Raw genomic sequence first — 21,503 nt, 5'->3', positions numbered from 1 at the left:
CTGGCGTGGGAGTGTTCGTTTACAGCGGTGTCGGCTCGTTGCGCGATTTCGGCAGCTCGATCCGCTCGACTTCCCCCGGTACCGTCGGCCAATCCCCGGCCGCCCACTTGCGCCGGGCCTCGTCGATCACCGTCGGATCGCTCGCGACAAAATTCCAGTTGATCCGCCGTGGCCCATCCAGTGGCGCGCCGCCGAACAGTATGGCATGACTGTCGCTCTCGGCGAACAGGCTCATCTCTTCCCCGGCCGGCAACACCACCAGCGCATGGGGTTCGACCGCTTCGCCATTCAATTGCACATCACCGCTCAACACATACAGCGCCCGCTCTTCATGTTCGGTCGGAATCAGCAGGGTGGTCGCGGTTTGCATCTTCAATTCGGCATACAGCGTCGGAGAAAGTACCGGCACCGGCGATTCCAGACAAAAGCCTGACCCGGCAATCATGCGGATCTGCACGCCGAGGTTATCGCTGACCGGCAATGTCGACGCCGGGTGATGGCTGTAATGCCCGGGACCCTGTTCGTGATCCTTGGGCGAGGCGAGCCAGATTTGCAGCCCGTGCATCTTGAAGCTTTGTTCCCACAGTGGTTCGGGCGTGCGCTCGACATGAGCAATCGCGCTGCCCGCCGTCATCCAGCTGACATCGCCGGCGCTGACGACTTGATCGGAGCCGAGGCTGTCCTTGTGCTGGATCTGCCCCTCAAACAGATAGGTCAGGGTCGACAGGCCGATGTGCGGATGCTGTCGGATGTTCATCCCTTTGCCTGCGGGATAAACCGTTTCTAGCATGTGGTCGAAAAACACGAAGGGCCCGACGCTGCGGCATTTGGCTGACGGCAGCGGGCGCAGAATCGGCTGGCCTTCGACGTCTTCGGCGCGCGGGCGGATGATCAGGGGTTGGGTGTCCATGGTCCATTCCAGGCTGAGCGGGTGATGCGTGGAGCATAACCCGCCGGTGTCGTGGTGGTGATTACTGGCTGTCGAAGCCTTGTGGGGCATGGGTTTCGATGGTGACTTCGCTGGTGGTCATCAGTTTATGAATCGGGCAGCGATCCGCCACTCGCAACAGCTCTTCGCGTTGTGCGTCGGTGAGCACGCCTTTAAGTGTCAGGGTGACGTGCAGGGCGTATTTGCCTTTCTGCTCCTGGCTGTTGTCGCGTTTGACCTCGACACCGACGCCGGTAAGTGGAATGTCTTTTTTCTTCGCGTACAGCTTCAGCGTCAGGGCCTTGCAGGCGCCGAGGGCGGCGTCGAAGTAATCGTGTGGCTCCGGCGCCGAGCCTTCGCCACCGGCAGTCGTCGGGACATCGGCAAACAGTTCGTGCTCATCGATCTGTACGGTGTGACGGAAACCTTCGGCGGAGATGGTATTGACGGTGACGGTCATGTGAACCTCGCAAGCAGTAGGAAAAGTCATTCGATCAAATAAGACCTTGCAGGTATAGAGCATTCCCGCAGGGGCGCGTTCCACTTTCTTGTGGGTGCGCGGCAGGGCGACAGGTTATGCCGTTGAGTCGAAGATTACTTGTGTCGGTGTTTCACCTGTGGGGTTGTTTCAAGGTTTTCCAATAACTTCCCATTGATCTTGCAGCGAACGGCGTTCAAGTCCGGCCAATCGACGCTGAATCGTTAATGCCAAGGGTTCGAAGTATTAAGGCCTTTTGATATCACGTTTTGGTCTTACGCAAATTTTCGCCGGGCCGATACCTTCTAAAGCAGCCAGCTGCAGGGTTGATGCAGCGCTTTTGGAAGGAACCAGAGCAATGAGTATCCGTAGTCTCAATATTGCCCCCCGTGCGGGGCTGGGCTTCGGCCTGTTGGCGCTGATGGTGTTCGGCCTTGGCGCATTCGCCTTGCTGCAAATGTCGAACATGCGCGCTCAGTCCGATGAGGTCGACAACAACTGGCTGCCGAGCGTGATGGCGGTGGGTGAAATGAGTCAGGACATGTTGCGCCTGCGCGCCCTGACCATGCGCCTGCTGCTCAATCGCGATCCCCAGGCCCTTGATCAGAATGTTGCAAAGCTCAATGAGCTGCGCGGTGTGTTGAGCGAAGCCCAGCAGCGTTACGACGTATTGATCGTGTTGCCCGAGGAGCGGGCGCTGTTCGACCGCTTCAAGGTGGCCGAGCACAAGTATCTGGAGCTTCAGGCCCAGGTGATGGCGCTGTCGGCCCAGAATCGGGTGGAAGAGGCGGCGAGCATTCTCAATGCGCAGATGAGTCCGTTGGCCGATGACATCGCGGTCACCCTGAAAGAACTGGTGGAGCTGAACAAGCACAATGCCAACCTCGCCACAGAGGCTGCGCGGCTGGTGTTCATCAATTCGCGGGTCTGGGTCGGGGTAATGATCGGCATCACTGCGCTGATCACCATTGGCCTCGCGCTGCTGTTGACCCGCAGTATCGTGGTGCCGCTCTCGCAATCGCTGGGGGTTGCCGAAGTAGTGGCCGGCGGCGATCTGACCGGTGACATCAGCATCATCGGCAAGGATGAGCCGGCGCGGCTGCTGCACGCGCTCAAGAGCATGCAGCACAGCCTGCGCGACACCATTCGGCAGATCTCGGAGTCTTCCAGTCAGTTGGCTTCGGCGTCGGAAGAGCTGAGCTGCGTCACTGAAGATGCCACGCGAGGGCTGCATCAGCAGAGCCTGGAGATCGAGCAGGCTGCAACGGCAGTGAATCAGATGACCGCTGCGGTGGAAGAGGTTGCCAGCAATGCTGTGGCGACCTCCGAGGCGTCGCGTGAGTCGGACCGCATCGCCCAGCATGGCCGTGAGCAAGTGCAGCAGACCGTGTCGTCCATCGAGTTGCTGGCGGACGATGTCACTGCCAACGCCACGCAGGTGGAGGATCTGGCGCAGAAGGTCTACAGCATCAGCAAAGTGCTGGAGGTGATCCGCTCGATTGCCGAGCAGACCAATCTCCTGGCATTGAACGCGGCGATCGAAGCGGCCCGCGCCGGTGACGCCGGGCGTGGTTTCGCGGTGGTGGCCGACGAAGTCCGGGCGTTGGCCCATCGCACCCAGCAATCGACCCAGGAAATCGAGCAGATGATCGGCGGTATCCAGCAGGGCACCGATTCGGCGGTCAGTTCGATGCAGCAGAGCAATGTCCGCGCGCGCTCGACCCTCGATCTGGCGAAAGCTGCCGGGGTGGCGCTGGAGGAAATCGCTTCGGCGTTCACCTTGATCAACGAGCGCAACCTGGTGATCGCCAGTGCATCGGAAGAGCAGGCTGCCGTGGCGCGGGAGGTGGATCGCAATCTGATGAATATCCGCGATCTGGCGATGCAGACCTCGGCCGGGGCCAATCAGACCAGCGCCGCGAGCCAGGAATTGTCACGGCTGGCGGTGGATCTGAACAATATGGTGGCCAAATTCTCGGTTTAATCACTGAATGACAGGCGAAAAAAAGCCCCGCAATCGCAGGGCTTTTCGTTGAATCAGCTGCCTTTGACAGGCTTGCCGTTGACCGTGCCGTCGAGGAGCATGATGTTGTACTCCTTGCCGTCGGTTTCGACCTGTTGCAGGCGGACCAGCAGGTAATCCCAGTCCTTGGCGAACCACATCACGGTGGTGCGTTTGCTTTGTGTCGGATCGCGCACGCGCTCGACCTTGATCGCGTCGATCTTGCCGGCCTTGGTCTCGACTTTCTCGGAGCCCAATACGCGGAAGTCATAGGTATCGACTTCACCGCCGTCGACCACTTGATAGCTCATGGTCTTCTTGCCGGAGGCGACGTCATGCTGCAGTGCCAGCTGGTAAGTGGATTTGTCGACCATGCCACGGTTCAGCGGGACTTTTACCGCGTCGCCGCGATCGGTGCCGGTGACCATCTTGGTGGTCCAGTCGAAGTCCAGGTCAGCCTTTTTCGCTTTGCCCAGGCCGCCACGTTCGAAGTGGTAGGACTGCGGGAGCAGGGTGTCCTTGTCCAGGGTCAGGGTGCTTTCTTCGGACAGGCTGGCGATCATCATCGAAGCCTTGAAGGTGAGCTTCCAGACGCCGTTGGCTTCCTTGGTCAGGCTGCGTTCGGCAGTGCCGCTCATGGGCAACTGTTTCCAGTCGGCGGTGTAGCTGGCGGAGAACGGTTGAAGGTCTGCCGCCTGGGCGAAAGGCAGGGCGAGCAGAGCGCAAGCGAAGAGCAGGGCGCGACGCATAAAATCTCCTAGTTTCGAATCAAGTGACCGCTGGCCCCAAGTAACTGGCCATCCAGTAAAGCACCTTGCTCGCCGAGGGTCAGCCGTCCTTCGGCAAACCAGCGTACGGCCGTCGGGTAGATCAGGTGTTCCTGAACGTGAACCCGTTGCGCCAGACTCTGCGGCGAATCGTGCAACTCTACCGGTATTACTGCCTGTACGACCAGTGGTCCGCCATCGAGTTCCTCGGTGACGAAGTGCACGGAGCAGCCGTGTTCGGCGTCGCCGGCCTCCAGCGCGCGCTGATGAGTGTGTAACCCTTTGTATTTGGGTAGCAGCGACGGGTGGATGTTGAGCAGGCGACCCTGGTAATGACGGACGAAGTCAGCGCTGAGAATGCGCATGAACCCGGCCAGTACCACGAGTTTGGGCTTGAAGGCGTCGATCAGTTCGATCAGGGCGGCATCGAAGGCCTCGCGGCCTTCGAACCCCTTGTGATCCAGCGAGCGGGTGGCGATACCCGCGTCACTGGCGCGTTGCAGGCCGTAAGCGTCGGCGCGGTTGGAAATCACCGCAGCGATGCGGACCGGGCTGTCGCCGGTCCGCGTGCTGTCGATCAGAGCCTGCAAGTTACTGCCGGTGCCGGACAGCAGCACCACGACATCACAGGTTGCGGACATTAATGAGCCTTAAGGTTCTGCAGATCAACCTGGGCAGCGCCTTCGGCGGCAGCAGCGATCTGGCCGATGACCCAAGGCTGCTCGCCAGCGTCACGCAGGGTGTTCAAGGCAACTTCAACGTGCTCCTGAGCCACGCAGATCACCATGCCCACGCCGCAGTTCAGCACGCGGTGCATCTCGGTTTCGTCAACGTTGCCTTTCTCTTGCAGCCAGTCGAAGACGGCCGGGCGAGTCCAGCTGGCCACGTCAACCACCGCCTGAGCGCCTTTTGGCAGAACGCGCGGGATGTTGTCCAGCAGGCCGCCACCGGTGATGTGGGCCATGGCTTTGACAGCGCCGGTATCCTTGATCAGCTTGAGCAGCGGCTTCACGTAGATGCGGGTCGGGGCCATCAGCAGTTCGGTCAGCGGCTTGCCGTCGAGCTGAACGGTTTCGATGTCGGCGCCGGACACTTCGATGATCTTGCGGATCAGCGAGTAGCCGTTGGAGTGCGGGCCGGACGATGGCAGGGCGATCAGGGCATCACCGGTGGCGACTTTCGAGCCGTCGATGATTTCCGCTTTTTCCACGACGCCGACGCAGAAGCCGGCCAGATCGTAGTCTTCGCCTTCGTACATGCCAGGCATTTCAGCGGTTTCGCCGCCAACCAGGGAGCAGCCAGCCAGTTCGCAGCCTGCACCGATACCGGTGACGACGGTGGCGGCAACATCAACGTTCAGCTTGCCGGTGGCGTAGTAGTCGAGGAAGAACAGCGGCTCGGCGCCGCACACCACCAGATCGTTGACGCACATGGCGACCAGGTCCTGGCCGATGCTGTCGTGCTTGTTCAGGTTCAGCGCCAGGCGCAGCTTGGTGCCGACGCCGTCGGTGCCGGAAACCAGTACTGGCTGTTTGTAGCCGGCCGGGATTTCGCAGAGGGCGCCGAAACCGCCCAGTCCGCCCATGACTTCCGGGCGCGCAGTGCGCTTGGCGACGCTCTTGATGCGTTCGACCAATGCTTCACCGGCGTCGATGTCTACACCGGCGTCCTTGTAGCTCAGGGAGGGTTGCTTGCTCATGATCCAGGCCTTTAGGGGAGGGGATTCAGGGGTAACGACCGAGTCCAGCGGGAACGCCGAAAACGACAGAGGCGATTGCCTCACGCGAAATCGATGTGCACGGCTGTTGCCGGTCTGCGAAGGCGCGCGATTTTATCAGGCTTGAGGGGCAGCGGCCATCCTCACGCCGACGGGCAGGGGCATATCGGCCGAAAAATTTTGCAATTGATGCTTCGGGTGACATCACAGGTGCCTGTATAAGGAACCGTCTATCGTTAGGGCTGTGCAAAAACTTATCGCCAGCGTGTGAATGTTTTGCAACGGCCAGTGGTCACAGGCTTGCTCAATCCGGTTCACGCGGCCTGTTCCAGCCGCTCTTGTCGACGGGAATTCTCCATGCGTTTGTGTAAATTGCTGTTAGTGGGTTGCTTGTCTCTGGTCAGCCTGGCGAGCCAGGCCGAAAACGTCAAAGGTCTTTATCAGGTGCGCGAACCGGTCAACGGCCAGTCACCGGAGGAGCGTGATCGCGCCACTCAATCCGCGCTCGACACGCTGGTGCTGCGTCTCACCGGTGACCCGAAGGCGCCGCAGAACCCCGGGCTGGCGCCGATTCGCAAGGACCCGCAGCAGATCATCAGTCAGTTCGGCTTCGATGCCGGGCCGCCGGAGGTATTGAAAGTTGATTTCGACCCGGCCACCACCGAGCAGGCATTGCGCCGTGCCGGGCTGGCGCTGTGGGGTGCCAGCCGGCCGTCGATCCTGAGCTGGTGGCTGAACGACTCCTCCGAAGGCTCGAGCCTGGTGGGCGACGGTCAGGCCAGTGCCGCGCCATTGCGGCGTGCCGCCCAGCACCGAGGGTTGCCGCTGCGCTTGCCACTGGCGGATTTGAGCGAGCAATTGGTCGCGACCGCGCCGACGCTCGAAGGCACCGATCCCGCGCCGTTGCATGCCGCCTCGGAACGCTACAACGCTGATGCCTTGCTCGCCGTGCATGCCCGCGAAGAAGGCGGTCAGTGGCAAGCCAAATGGCATTTGTGGCTGGGTGATCAAAAGGAAGCGGGCAGCGTGCAAGGGGCTGATCAAGCCGCTGTCGCCGATGCCGTGATGCTGGCGGTCGCCGAGCGTCTGGCGCCTCGTTTTGTCGCCAAGCCGGGCGCTTCGGGTCAGCAGACTCTGGAAGTGCAAGGCATGAATCTGGAGCATTACGCGACGTTGCTGCGGATACTCGAACCCTCTGGTGTGCGTCTGCAGAGTGTCGATGCCGATCGCATTGTGTATCGGGTGAACGGCAGTGCCGATCAGTTGCGGGCGCAGTTGTCGCTGGCGAAGTTGCAGGAAATGCCGGCCGAGGCACCGGCTCCAGTGGCTCCGCAACCCGCAGTGCCGGGTGGTGCGCCTGTCGTTGCGCCGGCACCGGCACCTGCGGCACCGGCACCTGCGGCGCCGTCGTTGCGGTTTCGCTGGTAGGTTTTTCTTTCATATATAGAAGCAATGGAGTGTTACATGGCCGATACGCGGCGTTGGTTCTGGCTCGGTGGGGTGCTCCTGCTTTGCGCGTTTGTCTGGTTGCTGCATCCGATCCTCACGCCGTTTCTGGTGGCGCTGTTGCTCGCTTATCTGTTCGACCCTTTGGTGGATCGTCTTGAGCGACTTGGCTTGTCCCGTACCTGGGGCGTGATTGCGGTGTTCGCCTTGTTCACCCTGATCGTCACCACGTTGCTGCTGGTGCTGGTGCCGATGCTCGCCAAGCAGTTACTGCGACTGTATGAGCTGGCACCGCAGATGCTCGACTGGCTGCAGCACACAGCGCTGCCGTGGGCGCAGTCGAAGCTGGGGCTGTCGGAGGGCTTCTGGAAATTCGACAAGGTCAAGGCGGCGATCACCGAACACATGGGCCAGACCACCGACATCGTCGGTGTGGTGCTGAGTCAGGCCACGGCCTCAAGTCTGGCGCTGATCGGCTGGTTGGCGAATCTGGTGCTGATCCCGGTGGTGAGTTTCTACTTGCTGCGCGACTGGGACGTGATGATGGCCAAGATCCGCAGCCTGTTGCCGCGTGACCGCGAAGAACGTGTGGTGGCTCTGGCCGGCGAGTGTCACGAGGTGCTTGGCGCTTTCGTGCGCGGCCAGTTGCTGGTGATGCTGGCGTTGGGCGTGATCTATGCGGCGGGCCTGATGATTGTCGGCCTGGAACTGGGTCTGTTGATCGGCCTGATCGCCGGTCTGGCGGCCATCGTGCCTTATATGGGGTTTGTGATCGGGATCGGTGCGGCGTTGATTGCCGGGCTGTTCCAGTTCGGCGGCGATCTGTATCCGATGATCGGGATCGTGGCGGTGTTCATGGTCGGTCAGGCGCTGGAAGGCATGGTGCTGACCCCATTGCTGGTGGGTGATCGAATCGGTTTGCATCCGGTGGCGGTGATCTTTGCGATCCTGGCCGGCGGCGAGTTGTTCGGTTTCACCGGTGTGCTGCTGGCGTTGCCGGTGGCGGCGGTGATCATGGTACTGGTGCGTCACGTCCATGACTTGTACAAGGACTCCGACATTTATAGCGGAGTGGATGATCCGAAGCTGTAAGACGAGGGAGGGTCGCCCGGTGTATTGCCGGGTTGGCCCGTCTCATGCACGCAATGCTGGCACTCGTGCGCCAAAGAAACTGTCATAAAACCAGCGTGTTAACGCAAACCTTTGATTTTGCTTGGGGTCTGTCGCATTGTGCGCTCCGCTTCACGGGTATAAACTTCGCACACTTTACACAGAGGCCACTAACGGTTCCTTGGGAACTGTTCAGTCAGCATGAAACCGATTCAGCTGCCCCTAGGTGTGCGTCTGCGTGACGACGCCACCTTCATCAACTACTACCCAGGCGCCAATGCCGCTGCACTCGGCTATGTCGAGCGTCTATGCGAAGCCGACGCCGGCTGGACCGAAAGCCTCATCTATCTGTGGGGCAAGCACGGGGTAGGGCGTACGCATCTGTTGCAGGCCGCGTGCCTGCGTTTCGAACAGATGGGCGAGCCGGCGGTGTACCTGCCGCTGGCCGAGTTGATGGATCGCGGCATCGAAATCCTCGACAACCTCGAACAGTACGAACTGGTCTGTCTGGACGACTTGCAGGTGATCGCCGGCAAGGCCGACTGGGAAGAGGCGATGTTTCACCTGTTCAACCGTCTGCGCGACAGTGGTCGCCGCTTGTTGATCGCCGCTTCAACCTCGCCACGTGAATTGCCGGTAAAACTGGCGGACTTGAAATCGCGCCTGACTCTGGCGCTGATTTTCCAGATGCGTCCTCTCTCCGATGAAGACAAATTGCGTGCCCTGCAATTGCGTGCATCCCGTCGCGGTCTGCATCTGACCGATGAAGTCGGGCATTTTATTTTGACTCGCGGGACCCGCAGCATGAGCGCGCTTTTTGACCTGCTCGAGCAGCTCGATCAGGCCTCTTTGCAGGCTCAGCGCAAGCTGACCATTCCCTTCCTGAAAGAAACCCTGGGCTGGTAAAACCGGGGCTTTCAGCGGGTTTCGGCATATTTCAGGCGCCAGAAAATCCGCTTTCCTGTGCACTGCGCAGGCCGCGTCTCGATTCAAATAGGCTTAAGCGCTTAGATGTAAACGAGAAACCGAGAAGTCACAAAAAGATCGATTGAATTTGCAAATGAGGCTGATAGCGGGCATAGTCTCGGCTTCTTTACAACTATCAGCCACGGTCGTGCCCATGCTAAAGCGCTTCGCACCCCTCGTGCCTCTCGCACTCGTCACCCTGTTGTTCGGTTGCGCTGCTCATTCACCTGTTAATCAAGAGCAGCAACAGGCTAAAAATTCTGCCACCGCTCAGTCTTCCGTTATTTATCAGGAAGAGCTGGACACCGAGAAAGAACTCGCCGCTTTCAACGGCAAGAAGCCTTATCAGCTTCCGGTTCTGGCAGACAGTATTCTTGAGCGCGGCATGTCCCTGATCGGTACCCGTTACCGTTTCGGCGGTACCTCTGAAGCCGGGTTCGATTGCAGCGGTTTCATCGGCTATCTGTTCCGCGAAGAAGCCGGCATGAACCTGCCGCGCTCCACCCGCGAAATGATCAACGTGGATGCTCCGCTGGTATCGCGCAGCAACCTCGAGCCGGGCGACCTGCTGTTTTTCGCCACCAATGGTCGTCGCGGTCGTGTAAGCCACGCCGGGATCTACCTGGGCGACAACCAGTTCATTCACTCCAGCAGTCGTCGCAGTGGCGGTGTCCGCATCGACAGCCTGGGTGACAGCTACTGGAGCAAGACCTTCATCGAAGCCAAGCGCGCTTTGGCGAACGCTCCAACCGTGGTTACCGCTCGCAAGTAATCTCGCCTTGGTCGCCACGCTCGTGGCGACAAGCGGTCCTTCAGGGGCAATAGACTTAAACTTTACAAGGTGAAGTTAAAGTCTTACTTGAAGTTTGCCGCGTAGCCGCTAGAATCCTGATCTATATTGATGGCAAACCGCCTGCGTCCCAACGCAGGCGGTTTTGTTTTCTGTCGAATCGGCAGTAAAAGCCGCAGCCAGATCAGGATGTTCTGCTTATGACGATGCCGGCCCGCCTCGCCCTGATGTTCTTCGCAGCGCTGCTCAGCGCTTGCGCCAGTCGCACTCCGCCGCCAGCCCCTGTGGTTCGCGCGCCGATTGTGTTCGGATCCTCCCAGGCTTTTTCTCCCGCTGCCGAAGACGTGCTGTTCCGTGCGCTCGGGCTGGTGGGTACGCCTTATCGCTGGGGCGGCAACACGCCGGACTCGGGCTTCGATTGCAGTGGCCTGATCGGTTTCGTTTACCGCGATGCCGCCGGCATCAGCCTGCCGCGCTCGACGCGCGAGTTGATCGTCATGCAGGCGCCGAATGTCGGCAAGGAAGGGTTGCAGACCGGCGACCTGATCTTCTTCGCCACCAATGGCGGCTCTCAGGTCAGCCATGCGGGGATTTACGTCGGGGAAGGGCGCTTCGTTCACGCACCAGCCACCGGTGGCACGGTGAAGCTGGACAGCCTGTCGAAGGCGTATTGGCAGAAGGCCTACCTGAGTGCCAAGCGCGTTCTGCAGCCGGAGCATCTGGCGCATAACCCGTAGTCATCCGAAACAATAAAAAACCTGTGGGAGCACATTGGCTCCCACAGGTTTTTTTGTTTCAGGGCCGGGCTATTTAGCCGCCGAAACTCGCCACACCTTGTTCCCCACATCATCCGCCACCAGCAATCCACCTTGTTGGTCGATCACCACGCCGACCGGGCGCCCTAAAGCGTTCTCGTCCTTGTCGAGGAAGCCGGTCAGCACGTCCACTGGCGTTCCGCTCGGTTTGCCTGCGGCAAACGGGACGAAGATCACCTTGTAGCCACTGTGCGGCTTGCGATTCCACGAGCCATGCTGGCCGATGAACGCGCCCTCCTTGAATTGTGCTGGCAACGTGTTGCCCTCGGCGAACGTCAGCCCCAGTGAGGCGGTATGCGGGCCGACGGCGTAGTCGGGAGCGATGGCCTTGGCCACCATCTCTGGCTGTTGTGGTTCGACGCGGACATCGACATGCTGGCCGTAATAGCTGAATGGCCAGCCATAAAACCCGCTGTCCTTGACCGAGGTGATGTAGTCCGGCACCAGGTCGCTGCCGATCTCGTCCCGTTCGTTCACTGCTGTCCACAGCGCGCCGCTTTTGGGTTCCCAGGCCAGACCGTTGGGATTGCGGATGCCCGAGGCGAAGATCCGGTGATTGCCGGTCGCACGGTCCACTTCCCAGATTGCCGCGCGGCCTTCTTCCTGATCCAGGCCGTTTTCGCCGACGTTACTGTTCGAGCCGACGGTGACGTACAGCTTGCTGCCGTCCTTGCTGGCGATGACGTTCTTGGTCCAGTGATGGTTGAGCGGGCCGCCCGGCAGATCCACGACCTTGATCGGCTGGTTCTTGATCTCGGTTGCGCCGGGTTCGTAGTGAAAGCGCAGCAAGCGGTCGGTGTCGGCGACGTACAGATCGTTGCCGACCAGGGTCATACCGAACGGAGAATTCAGATTTTGTAGAAATACCGTGCGGGTTTCGGCCACGCCATCGTGATCAGCGTCGCGCAACAGGGTGATGCGATTCGGGCTGGGAACCCCGGCGCCGGCGCGGCCCATGATTTTCTTCGTCACCCAGCCACGTATCCCGTTGCCATCGTCCGGTTTCGGCGGGGCATTGGTTTCCGCCACCAGCACATCGCCATTGGGCAGCACGTAGAGCCAGCGCGGGTGATCGAGGTTTTCGGCGAATGCGGCCACTTGGGTGCCTGCGGCTGGCGTTGGTTTCGCACCCGCCGGCCAGCCGATCGCCGGGGCGATGTTCACCGTCGGGATCAGGGTCTTGTTCGGTTCGGGCAGTTTGGGAGACGGGCCGGTGCCGTCCGAGACTTGCAGGCTGGAGGATTCACCACAGGCGGTGAGCCCTCCGGCGAGTGCGATGACGAAAACGAGGTGGGGCTTGCGCATTACTGATCTTCCCTATGAATGCATTCCTAATCATAGAGAAGTGCGCGAGCCCGATGGTTCAACCGCTCAGCCGCGTGCCTCCTTGAACAGCACGGCAATGCCGGGGTGGTAGTTGCCGGCCTCGCTGCGCAATTTGCGATAGGCGTAGGGGAAATACCAGGCGACGGCGCAGGTGTGTTCCTTTTGCAGGTCGTCGACCATGTCCTGCAGTTCCTCGGGGCTGGCGCTGTGCTGGGCTTTCTGTGGGGCGACGAACAGGCAGCCGAGCTTGAGATCGCTGGCGTAGCTGATGCGCTTGGCGTCGCTGGTGATATCGGCCAGGGCCTGGGTCAGATTCAGGCTGTTGACGCGCGGCCAGCGTTGCGTCGCCTGGATGTAGGCGCGATCTTCGGCGCCGGCCAGGAACAGGTCGGCGCGGGCATTGCGCTCGCCTTCCTCGTTCTGCTTGCGGGTGGCGGTGTCGCGCAGGGTGACCAGTTCGGCCATCCACGCGGCGGCGGACAACAGGCCGAGGTTGGCTTTTTCGTCGTGCCAGTACGGCGTGTCGTTGTCGCCGCGCACGGCGTTGTAGCGGTCGATACAGTCAAACCAGCGTTCCAGCACCGGGCGCAGGAATTCCAGCCGCGGATTGCTGATGATCATGCCTTGCATGGTGCTCTCCCTTGTTATTGTGATGTGCTCTCTGCATTCAAAAAGCATGGCTCTTTGATATCACTGCTGACAGTGTGGCACAAGATTGGCGTCAGATAATTGATCGACGGCAGTTATTCGCTTTCAGGGGGCCTCTTCATTTGACGCTCCACCCCCAACCCTCTAACCTTCGCGGCTTGTTTCAGGTGCTCTGTGACCGCTGTCGACAGAGTGAAACAGGGAAGCCGGTGAGGCGGGTCTTCAAGCGAAGAACCATCACGATCCCGGCGCTGCCCCCGCAACGGTAAATGAGTAAAAGCTGCGTCTAATGCCACTGCTGCAAAGCGGGAAGGCGCGCAGCCAGGCCAAGGCCGCTCATGAGCCCGGAGACCGGCCTGATCCATCCAGCGGCATCACGGTGGGCGATGCCAGGCTTGTTGCCGTCTATTCTTGTGCCTGCCCGCCGTTATCCAGCCTCAACGGAGAGCTCCCCCATGACTGATTCCCCCGAACGCGACGAGCGCCACCTGGCGCGCATGCAGCGCAAAAAAGCCGTGATCGACGAGCGCATCGCCAATTCGCCAGACGAATGCGGCCTGGTGCTGGTGCTGACCGGCAATGGCAAAGGCAAAAGCAGCTCGGCGTTCGGCATGCTCGCCCGCGCCATGGGCCACGGCATGCAGTGCGGCGTGGTGCAGTTCATCAAGGGCCGCAACAGCACCGGGGAGGAACTGTTCTTCCGCCGCTTCCCCGAGCAGGTACGTTTTCATGTGATGGGCGAGGGCTTCACTTGGGAAACCCAGGATCGCCAGCGCGACATCGCCGCTGCCGAAGCTGCATGGGAAGTGTCCCGCGAACTGCTGCGTGATCCGTCGATCGGTCTGGTGGTGCTCGATGAGCTGAACATCGCCCTCAAGCACGGCTACCTCGATCTGGATCAGGTGCTCAGCGATCTGCAGGCCCGTCCGCCGATGCAGCATGTGATCGTCACCGGCCGCGCTGCCAAGCCGGAAATGATCGAGATGGGCGACACCGTCACCGAAATGGGCATGATCAAACACGCCTTCCAGGCCGGTATCAAAGCGCAGAAAGGCGTCGAACTTTGAATCAACCACGTCACTGCCCGGCGGTATTGATCGCCGCGCCGGCCTCCGGCCAGGGCAAGACCACTGTCACCGCCGCGCTGGCCCGTCTGCACCGCAATCAGGGGCGCAAGGTTCGCGTATTCAAATGCGGCCCGGACTTTCTCGACCCGATGATCCTCGAGCGCGCCAGCGGTGCGCCGGTCTATCAACTGGACATGTGGATGGTCGGCGAGCAGGAAAGTCGACGTCTGTTGTGGGAAGCCGCCGCTGAAGCCGATCTGATCCTGATCGAAGGCGTGATGGGCTTGTTCGACGGCACACCGTCGAGCGCCGACCTGGCGCGGCATTTCGGCGTGCCGGTACTCGGCGTGATCGATGGCACGGCCATGGCCCAGACCTTCGGCGCCTTGGCGCTGGGTCTGGCGCGCTACCAGCCGGACCTGCCGTTCGCCGGCGTGCTGGCCAACCGCGTCGGCACCGTGCGCCATGCACAGTTGCTCGAAGGCAGCCTCACTGAAGGTTTGCGCTGGTACGGTGCGTTGTCCCGGGAAACCGGGATCGAACTGCCAAGTCGCCATCTTGGCCTGGTGCAGGCCAGCGAGCTCAATGACCTCGATGTGCGCCTCGACGCCGCCGCCGAAGCGCTGGCCAGCACTTGCGAGGTAGCGCTGCCACCGGCCGTCGAATTCGCCGCACCTGAAATCGTGAATACCGAAAGGCTGCTCGACGGCGTGCGGATTGCCGTCGCCCGAGACGAGGCGTTTGCCTTCACCTATGGCGCCAGCCTTGATCTGTTGCGGGCGATGGGCGCGGAGTTGAGTTTCTTCTCGCCGATCCGCGATACGCAATTGCCTGAGGCCGACAGCTTGTACCTGCCCGGCGGTTATCCGGAACTGCACCACGTGGCCTTGTCGCAAAACGCCGACATGCTCAAAGCGATCCGCGCGCATCACGCCGCCGGCAAACCGTTACTCGCCGAATGTGGCGGCATGCTCTATCTGCTGGATTCGTTGACCGATGTCGAAGGCACCCGCGCTGATTTGGTCGGCCTGCTGAGTGGCGATGCCGTGATGCAGAAACGTCTGGCCGCGCTGGCCTTGCAAGAGGTCGAACTGCCGGAAGGCTTGCTGCGCGGTCACACTTATCACCATTCCCTGACCACCACCGAACTGACACCCATTGCCCGTGGCCACAGCCCCAATGGCGGGCGCGGTGCCGAAGCGGTGTATCGGGAAGGGCGGATGACCGCCTCGTACGTGCACTTTTACTTCCCGTCGAATCCGTCGGCGATTGCCGCACTGTTGGTGCCATGACCGACAACGCATTCACTGAAACCGAGCGCGAAGCGGTCTACCGCGCCATCGCCGAACGCCGCGACATGCGCCACTTCAGCGGCGGCACGGTCGAGCCTGAATTGCTGCGCCGATTGCTTGAAGCCGCACATCAGGCGCCGAGCGTCGGTCTGATGCAGCCGTGGCGCTTCATCCGTATCAGCGACCGCGCGCTGCGTGGCCAGATCCAGAACCTTGTTGAAGAAGAACGTGTACGCACCGCCGAAGCCCTCGGCGAGCGCAGTGACGAGTTCATGAAACTCAAGGTCGAGGGCATCAACGACTGTGCGGAAGTGTTGGTCGCAGCCTTGATGGACGATCGCGAACGGCACATTTTCGGCCGTCGCACGCTGCCGGAAATGGACATGGCCTCATTGTCCTGCGCGATCCAGAACCTGTGGCTGGCGGCGCGCGCCGAAGGCCTGGGCATGGGCTGGGTGTCGCTGTTCGAACCGCAGGCGCTGGCCGATCTGCTGAAACTGCCGGCCGGGGCCAAGCCGCTGGCGGTTCTTTGTCTGGGGCCGGTCAAGGAATTCTATCCGGCGCCGATGCTGGTACTCGAAGGGTGGGCGCAGGCGCGTCCGCTCAGTGAGCTGCTGTATGAAAACTTCTGGGGAGTGAGTCAATGAGTGTGGCGTTGTTGAGTGTCGCCGCGGTCGCGCTGGATGCGCTGCTGGGTGAACCGAAACGCTGGCATCCGCTGGTGGCGTTCGGCAATTTCGCCGGGCGCATCGAGCAACGTTTCAATAGCGGTGGTCGCGGTTGGCGCAGCCATGGCGTCACCGCGTGGGTGATTGCAGTGCTGCCGCTGACCCTGCTGGCCACGGCATTGTCCTGGGCGCCGTATGTGGGCTGGGTGGTCGAGATTCTCGCGCTGTATTGCGCCCTCGGCATGCGCAGTCTCGGCGAGCACGTCGAGCCGGTGGCCAAGGCCCTGCGCAGCGATGATCTGGAAGAAGCGCGCAAACGCGTGGGTTATCTGGTCAGCCGTCAGACCAGTGAGCTGGACAGCACCGCTGTCGCCCGCGCCGCCACTGAATCGGTACTGGAGAACGGCAGCGATGCCGTGTTCGCCGCACTGTTCTGGTTTGCCGTGGCCGGTGCGCCGGGCGTGGTGCTCTATCGTCTGAGCAATACGCTCGACGCGATGTGGGGCTATCGCAACGAACGCTTCGAGCGTTTCGGCTGGGCGGCGGCGAAGATCGACGACGTCCTCAACTACATTCCTGCGCGGCTGGTGGCGTTGACCTACGCGCTGCTGGGCAAGACCCGACTGGCGCTGAAATGCTGGCGCACCCAGGCGCCGAAATGGGACAGCCCGAACGCAGGTCCAGTGATGGCCGCCGGCGCGGGTGCGCTGGGCGTCGAGTTGGGCGGGCCGGCGATTTACCACGGCGAGCTGCACGAGCGTCCGCAACTGGGCGAAGGCTTGCCGGCGGATGCAGATTCCATCGATCGCGGCTGGCAATTGGTCCAGCGCGGGGTATGGTTATGGCTGCTGATTCTCTGCGTGGGGGCTGAATTCTATGCTTGAGCACGGTGGCCGGCTGCGCAGGGCGGCGCTCGAATACGGCATCGCGGAAGAAGACTGGCTCGACCTGTCCACTGGCCTCGCGCCATGGCCGTTCCCGGTCCCGGACATCCCGCTGCGGGCCTGGGCGCGCCTGCCGGAAACCGATGACGGTCTGGAGCAGGCGGCGTGCGACTACTACGGTGCCGCGCAAGTGCTGCCGGTGGCCGGTTCGCAGATGGCCATTCAGTTGCTGCCGCGTTTGCGCCGGGCCGGCAAGGTCGGCGTGTTGTCGCCGTGTTATGCCGAGCATGCCGAAGCCTGGCGGCGCAGTGGTTACATCGTGCGCGAGGTGCTGGAACAGGAAGTCGATTTCTTCCTCGACAGCCTCGACGTGCTGGTGGTGGTCAATCCGAACAATCCCACGGGCCTGAGCCTGACCCCGGCGCGCTTGCTCGACTGGCATGCGCGGCTGGCCCAGCGCGGTGGCTGGTTGGTGGTCGACGAAGCGTTCATGGACAACACGCCGCAGTTGAGCCTGGCTCCGCATGCGCATCAGGTCGGACTGATCGTGTTGCGTTCGTTCGGCAAGTTTTTCGGCCTGGCCGGTGTGCGGCTGGGGTTCGTGCTGGCCGAGCGCAAGTTGCTCCGGTTGCTGGCCGAGCAGGTCGGACCCTGGGCCGTCAGCGGGCCGACCCGCGTGTTGGGTCAAGCCTGCCTGCAAGACACCGAAGGTCATACCCGCCAGCGGATCCGCAGTGACGAGGTCAGTGAACGGCTGGCTGCGCTGCTCGAACGCTACGGCTTCAAGCCTCAGGGTGGTTGCGCGCTGTTTCAGTGGCTGATCACCGAACACGCCGCCGCGCTGCACGAGTTCATGGCCCGCCGCGGCATTCTCCTGCGCCTCTTCGCGCACAACAGCAGCCTGCGTTTCGGCCTGCCCGCCAACGCCGCCGATGAAGTGCGCCTTGAGCAAGCCCTGCAAGCCTTTGCCCTGGACCGCTCTATGGAAAACCAACCAGCATGACCACATTAATGGTGCAGGGCACCACCTCCGACGCCGGCAAAAGCACGCTGGTGACGGCGCTGTGCCGCTGGGCAACCCGCCAGGGCGTTGCCGTGGTGCCATTCAAACCGCAGAACATGGCGCTCAACAGCGCGGTGACTGCTGACGGCGGCGAGATCGGCCGGGCACAAGCGGTACAGGCGCAAGCCGCGCACCTTGAGCCACACACCGACATGAATCCCGTGCTGCTCAAGCCGAATAGTGACACTGGCGCCCAGGTCATCATCCACGGTCGCGCGGTTACCAGCATGAACGCTGTCGCCTATCACGACTACAAAGCCATCGCCATGCAGGCGGTTCTCGCTTCCCATGAACGCTTGAGCACTGCTTATCCGTTGGTGATGGTCGAAGGCGCGGGCTCGCCGGCAGAGATCAATCTGCGCGCCGGCGACATCGCCAACATGGGTTTCGCCGAAGCGGTGGATTGCCCGGTTTTGTTGATTGCCGACATCAACCGTGGCGGTGTGTTTGCCCATCTGGTCGGCACGCTGGAACTGCTGTCGCCGAGTGAACAGGCGCGAGTCAAAGGCTTCATCATCAACCGTTTTCGCGGTGACATCGCCTTGCTGCAGCCGGGCCTCGACTGGCTGGAACAACGCACCGGCAAGCCGGTGGTGGGCGTGCTGCCGTACGTGATGGACCTGCATCTGGAGGCCGAGGACGGCATCGATCAGCGCCAGACCGACAAGGCCGAGCAAGTCTTGAAAGTGGTGGTGCCGGTGCTGCCGCGCATCAGCAACCACACCGATTTCGATCCTCTGCGACTGCATCCGCAAGTGGATCTGCAATTCATCGGCCCGGGGCAAGCGATTCCGCCGGCCGATCTGATCATCCTGCCGGGCTCGAAAAGCGTGCGCAGCGACCTGGCGTATCTGCGCACCAATGGCTGGGAAACCGCCATCAGCCGACATCTGCGTTACGGCGGCAAGCTGCTGGGAATCTGCGGCGGTCTGCAAATGCTCGGCGAGCAGGTCCATGATCCGCTGGGCCTTGAAGGTGCGCCGGGCTCCAGCGCCGGTCTGGGGCTGCTGGCGTTTGAAACGCAGCTCGAAGCCGAGAAGCAATTGCGCAATGTGCGCGGGCGTCTGGCGCTGGAAGATGCCGAGGTCAGTGGTTACGAGATTCATGCCGGCGTGACCACGGGAGCTGCGCTGGAAAACGCCGCTGTGCATCTGGACGACGGCCGCTGCGACGGCGCGCAAAGTCTCGACGGGCAGATTTTCGGCACCTACCTGCATGGCCTGTTCGAATCGCCGGCGGCCAGTGCGGCGCTGTTGCGCTGGGCCGGTCTGAACGATGTGCAGGAAGTGGATTACCACGGCCTGCGCGAACGCGACATCGAGCGGCTGGCGGATCTGGTGGAGAAGCATCTGGATACCGGGCTGTTACGTGAACTCTGTGGAATGTCCCCATGCTCCAACTGATCCTCGGCGGCGCCCGCTCCGGCAAAAGTCGCCTGGCTGAAAAACTCGCCACTGACAGCGCGCTGGCCGTGACGTACATCGCTACCAGCCAACCGCTGGACGGTGAAATGAATGAGCGCGTCGCTCATCACCGCGCGCGCCGTCCCGCCGAATGGGCGCTGATCGAAGAGCCGCTGGAGCTGGCCCGGGTCCTGCGCGAAACCGCCAGTGCCGAACGTTGCCTGCTGGTGGATTGCCTGACCCTGTGGCTGACCAATCTGCTGATGCTCGAAGACGCCGAACGCCTCGCTGCCGAACGCGAAGCCCTGCTCGAATGCCTGGCGTCGCTGCCGGGTGAAATCATTTTTGTCAGCAACGAGACCGGAATGGGTGTCGTGCCGCTGGGCGAATTGACTCGCCGCTACGTCGATGAAGCCGGTTGGCTGCATCAAGCTCTGGCCGAGCGTTGTCAGCGAGTCGTCCTGACGGTTGCCGGCCTGCCCCTGACTCTGAAAGGACCTGCGTTATGACCCAAGCCTGGTGGCTGAACCCGTGCAAACCGGTTGATACGGACGCCGTTGAAAACGCGGCGGCGCGTCAGCAGCAATTGACCAAACCCGCCGGCTCCCTCGGGCAGCTCGAATCGGTGGCGGTGCAACTGGCCGGATTGCAGGGTCAGATCAAACCGCGCCTGGATCAGGTCTGGATCGCGATTTTTGCCGGTGACCACGGCGTTGTGGCCGAAGGGGTTTCCGCGTTTCCGCAGGAAGTCACCGGGCAGATGCTGCTGAATTTCGTCAGCGGCGGCGCGGCGATCAGCGTGCTGGCGCGGCAACTGAGTGCGCAGCTGGAAGTGGTGGATCTGGGCACCGTGACCCCGTCGCTGAATCTGCCGGGCGTGCGCCATTTGAATATCGGCCCGGGGACGGCGAATTTCGCCAAGGGTCCGGCGATGACGTCGGCCCAGGGCGAGCTGGCCCTGCAAGCCGGCCGCGACAGCGTGTTGCGCGCGAAGGCGGCGGGTGCGCAACTGTTCATCGGTGGCGAAATGGGCATCGGCAACACCACGGCTGCCAGTGCGCTGGCCTGTGCGCTGCTCGATTGCCCGGTGGTTCATCTGACCGGTCCCGGCACCGGGTTGAATGCTGAAGGCGTCAGCCACAAGGCGCAGGTGATCGAGCGGGCGCTCGCGCTGCACTCAGCGCAGCGCGGCGATGCGTTGCAGACTCTGTTCAATCTCGGTGGATTCGAGATTGCGGCACTGGTGGGCGCGTATCTCGCTTGTGCTCAGGAAGGCGTGGCGGTGCTGGTGGACGGTTTCATCTGCACGGTTGCGGCGTTGGTGGCGGTGCGGCTGAATCCGGCCTGCCGTGAATGGCTGCTGTTCGGGCATCGCGGCGCCGAACCGGGTCATCGTCATGTGCTGGAAACCCTCAGTGCCGAACCGCTGCTCGAATTGGGCCTGCGTCTGGGCGAGGGCAGTGGCGCGGCGCTGGCGGTGCCGTTGCTGCGTCTGGCCTGCGATCTGCACGGCCAGATGGCGACCTTCGCCGAAGCCGCGGTAGCGGATCGCCCGGCATGACCTTGCATCTGGACCTGCTGCGCCATGGTGAAACCGAACTCGGCGGTGGCCTGCGCGGCAGTCTCGACGATGCACTGACCGAAAAGGGCTGGGCACAGATGCGCGAGGCGGTGATCGGGCAGGGGCCGTGGGATCGGCTGGTCAGTTCGCCGTTGCAGCGTTGCGCGCGATTCGCTGAAGAGTTGGGTGCGCAACGGGATCTGTCGGTATCTCTGGACAAGGATCTGCAAGAGCTGCATTTCGGTGCCTGGGAAGGGCAGAGCGCGGCGGCGTTGATGGAAACCGATGCCGAAGCGCTTGGGCTGTTTTGGGCAGATCCGTATGGGTTTACCCCGCCGCAGGGGGAGCCGGTCAGCGATTTTTCTGCGCGGGTGCTGGCGGCGGTCATGCGCTTGCACGCGGCGCATGCGGGAGAGCGGGTGTTGCTGGTCAGTCATGGCGGCGTCATGCGTCTGTTGCTGGCTCGCGCCCGTGGGTTGCCCCGTGAGCAGTTGCTCAATGTCGAAGTCGGTCATGGCGCGTTGTTTTCGCTGATCGTCGAGGCTGATGGTTCGCTCAAGGAAGTGCACTGA

Annotated in this window: 22 protein-coding genes and 1 riboswitch; of the genes, 15 read left to right on the top strand and 7 right to left on the bottom strand. The window is 61.9% G+C overall.

Annotation, left to right across the window (positions count from 1 at the left end; translation table 11 throughout):
• Positions 1–19 precede the first annotated feature (19 nt).
• On the bottom strand, positions 20–910 hold the full coding sequence (locus AC07N4_RS06435) for a pirin family protein (protein WP_493065522.1): 891 nt from the start codon (positions 908–910) through the stop codon (positions 20–22).
• 61 nt (positions 911–971) lie between these two features.
• Positions 972–1,388, bottom strand: coding sequence for an OsmC family protein (locus AC07N4_RS06430; RefSeq protein ID WP_096822982.1), 417 nt, complete (start codon positions 1,386–1,388; stop codon positions 972–974).
• 376 nt (positions 1,389–1,764) lie between these two features.
• Here AC07N4_RS06430 and AC07N4_RS06425 point away from each other — a divergent pair, with 376 nt between their 5' ends.
• The gene (locus tag AC07N4_RS06425) at positions 1,765–3,390 is read left to right on the top strand and encodes a methyl-accepting chemotaxis protein (RefSeq protein WP_096822983.1); all 1,626 of its coding nucleotides are present in this window, start codon (positions 1,765–1,767) and stop codon (positions 3,388–3,390) included.
• 53 nt (positions 3,391–3,443) lie between these two features.
• On the opposite strand, the gene AC07N4_RS06420 is transcribed toward AC07N4_RS06425, so the two are convergent.
• From AC07N4_RS06420 to purM, 3 genes are read right to left on the bottom strand one after another with little or no spacing between them, the layout of a single operon-like run.
• Positions 3,444–4,157 (bottom strand): DUF3108 domain-containing protein, encoded by a 714-nt coding sequence (locus tag AC07N4_RS06420; protein ID WP_096822984.1) that lies wholly within the window; start codon positions 4,155–4,157, stop codon positions 3,444–3,446.
• An 8-nt stretch (positions 4,158–4,165) separates the two neighbouring features.
• Positions 4,166–4,816, bottom strand: coding sequence for a phosphoribosylglycinamide formyltransferase (gene purN / locus AC07N4_RS06415; RefSeq protein ID WP_102620373.1), 651 nt, complete (start codon positions 4,814–4,816; stop codon positions 4,166–4,168).
• Positions 4,816–5,874 (bottom strand): phosphoribosylformylglycinamidine cyclo-ligase, encoded by a 1,059-nt coding sequence (purM, locus tag AC07N4_RS06410; RefSeq protein WP_027614051.1) that lies wholly within the window; start codon positions 5,872–5,874, stop codon positions 4,816–4,818. The genes purN and purM overlap by 1 nt, the downstream gene beginning before the upstream one ends.
• Before the next feature lie 375 nt (positions 5,875–6,249).
• Here purM and AC07N4_RS06405 point away from each other — a divergent pair, with 375 nt between their 5' ends.
• From AC07N4_RS06405 to AC07N4_RS06385, 5 genes are all read left to right on the top strand, one after another.
• The gene (locus tag AC07N4_RS06405) at positions 6,250–7,320 is read left to right on the top strand and encodes a DUF2066 domain-containing protein (RefSeq protein ID WP_493065523.1); all 1,071 of its coding nucleotides are present in this window, start codon (positions 6,250–6,252) and stop codon (positions 7,318–7,320) included.
• Positions 7,321–7,356: 36 nt separating this feature from the next.
• Positions 7,357–8,430: an AI-2E family transporter gene (locus AC07N4_RS06400; protein ID WP_096822987.1), complete on the top strand. Its 1,074-nt coding sequence runs from the start codon at positions 7,357–7,359 to the stop codon at positions 8,428–8,430.
• Positions 8,431–8,649: 219 nt separating this feature from the next.
• The gene (hda, locus tag AC07N4_RS06395) at positions 8,650–9,354 is read left to right on the top strand and encodes a DnaA regulatory inactivator Hda (protein ID WP_003223042.1); all 705 of its coding nucleotides are present in this window, start codon (positions 8,650–8,652) and stop codon (positions 9,352–9,354) included.
• 214 nt (positions 9,355–9,568) lie between these two features.
• Positions 9,569–10,186 (top strand): C40 family peptidase, encoded by a 618-nt coding sequence (locus AC07N4_RS06390; protein ID WP_096822988.1) that lies wholly within the window; start codon positions 9,569–9,571, stop codon positions 10,184–10,186.
• A gap of 218 nt (positions 10,187–10,404) precedes the next feature.
• Positions 10,405–10,941, top strand: coding sequence for a C40 family peptidase (locus AC07N4_RS06385; protein WP_096822989.1), 537 nt, complete (start codon positions 10,405–10,407; stop codon positions 10,939–10,941).
• Positions 10,942–11,010: 69 nt separating this feature from the next.
• Here the strand turns inward: AC07N4_RS06385 and AC07N4_RS06380 are convergent, their stop codons facing one another.
• Both AC07N4_RS06380 and AC07N4_RS06375 read right to left on the bottom strand, forming a co-directional pair.
• Positions 11,011–12,324 carry a PQQ-dependent sugar dehydrogenase gene (locus tag AC07N4_RS06380; RefSeq protein ID WP_493065524.1) on the bottom strand — a complete coding sequence of 438 codons (1,314 nt, stop codon included), beginning with the start codon at positions 12,322–12,324 and terminating at the stop codon, positions 11,011–11,013.
• Positions 12,325–12,390: 66 nt separating this feature from the next.
• Positions 12,391–12,975 carry a hypothetical protein gene (locus tag AC07N4_RS06375; RefSeq protein WP_085710581.1) on the bottom strand — a complete coding sequence of 195 codons (585 nt, stop codon included), beginning with the start codon at positions 12,973–12,975 and terminating at the stop codon, positions 12,391–12,393.
• 166 nt (positions 12,976–13,141) lie between these two features.
• A riboswitch (cobalamin riboswitch) is annotated at positions 13,142–13,367 on the top strand.
• Positions 13,368–13,448: 81 nt separating this feature from the next.
• Between AC07N4_RS06375 and cobO the strand changes: the two genes are divergently transcribed.
• From cobO to cobC, 9 genes are read left to right on the top strand one after another with little or no spacing between them, the layout of a single operon-like run.
• A complete protein-coding gene (cobO, locus tag AC07N4_RS06370) occupies positions 13,449–14,060 on the top strand; it encodes a cob(I)yrinic acid a,c-diamide adenosyltransferase (RefSeq protein WP_007950401.1) in 612 nt (203 codons plus the stop codon).
• A complete protein-coding gene (locus AC07N4_RS06365; RefSeq protein ID WP_493065525.1) occupies positions 14,057–15,352 on the top strand; it encodes a cobyrinic acid a,c-diamide synthase CobB in 1,296 nt (431 codons plus the stop codon). The genes cobO and AC07N4_RS06365 overlap by 4 nt, the downstream gene beginning before the upstream one ends.
• Positions 15,349–15,999, top strand: coding sequence for a 5,6-dimethylbenzimidazole synthase (bluB, locus tag AC07N4_RS06360; RefSeq protein ID WP_493065526.1), 651 nt, complete (start codon positions 15,349–15,351; stop codon positions 15,997–15,999). Before AC07N4_RS06365 ends, bluB begins: the two co-directional genes overlap by 4 nt.
• On the top strand, positions 15,996–16,904 hold the full coding sequence (gene cbiB, locus AC07N4_RS06355) for an adenosylcobinamide-phosphate synthase CbiB (RefSeq protein WP_096822994.1): 909 nt from the start codon (positions 15,996–15,998) through the stop codon (positions 16,902–16,904). The genes bluB and cbiB overlap by 4 nt, the downstream gene beginning before the upstream one ends.
• A complete protein-coding gene (gene cobD, locus AC07N4_RS06350) occupies positions 16,897–17,907 on the top strand; it encodes a threonine-phosphate decarboxylase CobD (RefSeq protein WP_102620382.1) in 1,011 nt (336 codons plus the stop codon). The genes cbiB and cobD overlap by 8 nt, the downstream gene beginning before the upstream one ends.
• Positions 17,904–19,370, top strand: a complete 1,467-nt coding sequence (locus AC07N4_RS06345) for a cobyric acid synthase (protein ID WP_493065527.1) — start codon at positions 17,904–17,906, stop codon at positions 19,368–19,370. The genes cobD and AC07N4_RS06345 overlap by 4 nt, the downstream gene beginning before the upstream one ends.
• The gene (gene cobU, locus AC07N4_RS06340) at positions 19,358–19,879 is read left to right on the top strand and encodes a bifunctional adenosylcobinamide kinase/adenosylcobinamide-phosphate guanylyltransferase (RefSeq protein ID WP_096822997.1); all 522 of its coding nucleotides are present in this window, start codon (positions 19,358–19,360) and stop codon (positions 19,877–19,879) included. Before AC07N4_RS06345 ends, cobU begins: the two co-directional genes overlap by 13 nt.
• Positions 19,876–20,931 carry a nicotinate-nucleotide--dimethylbenzimidazole phosphoribosyltransferase gene (gene cobT, locus AC07N4_RS06335; protein ID WP_493065528.1) on the top strand — a complete coding sequence of 352 codons (1,056 nt, stop codon included), beginning with the start codon at positions 19,876–19,878 and terminating at the stop codon, positions 20,929–20,931. The genes cobU and cobT overlap by 4 nt, the downstream gene beginning before the upstream one ends.
• On the top strand, positions 20,928–21,503 hold the full coding sequence (cobC, locus tag AC07N4_RS06330) for an alpha-ribazole phosphatase family protein (RefSeq protein WP_493065529.1): 576 nt from the start codon (positions 20,928–20,930) through the stop codon (positions 21,501–21,503). The genes cobT and cobC overlap by 4 nt, the downstream gene beginning before the upstream one ends.

This window comes from Pseudomonas sp. GW821-FHT09E04, assembly GCF_059416185.1.
Note: the sequence above shows the minus strand (reverse complement) of the source record. Positions and strands in the feature narration are given on the sequence as shown.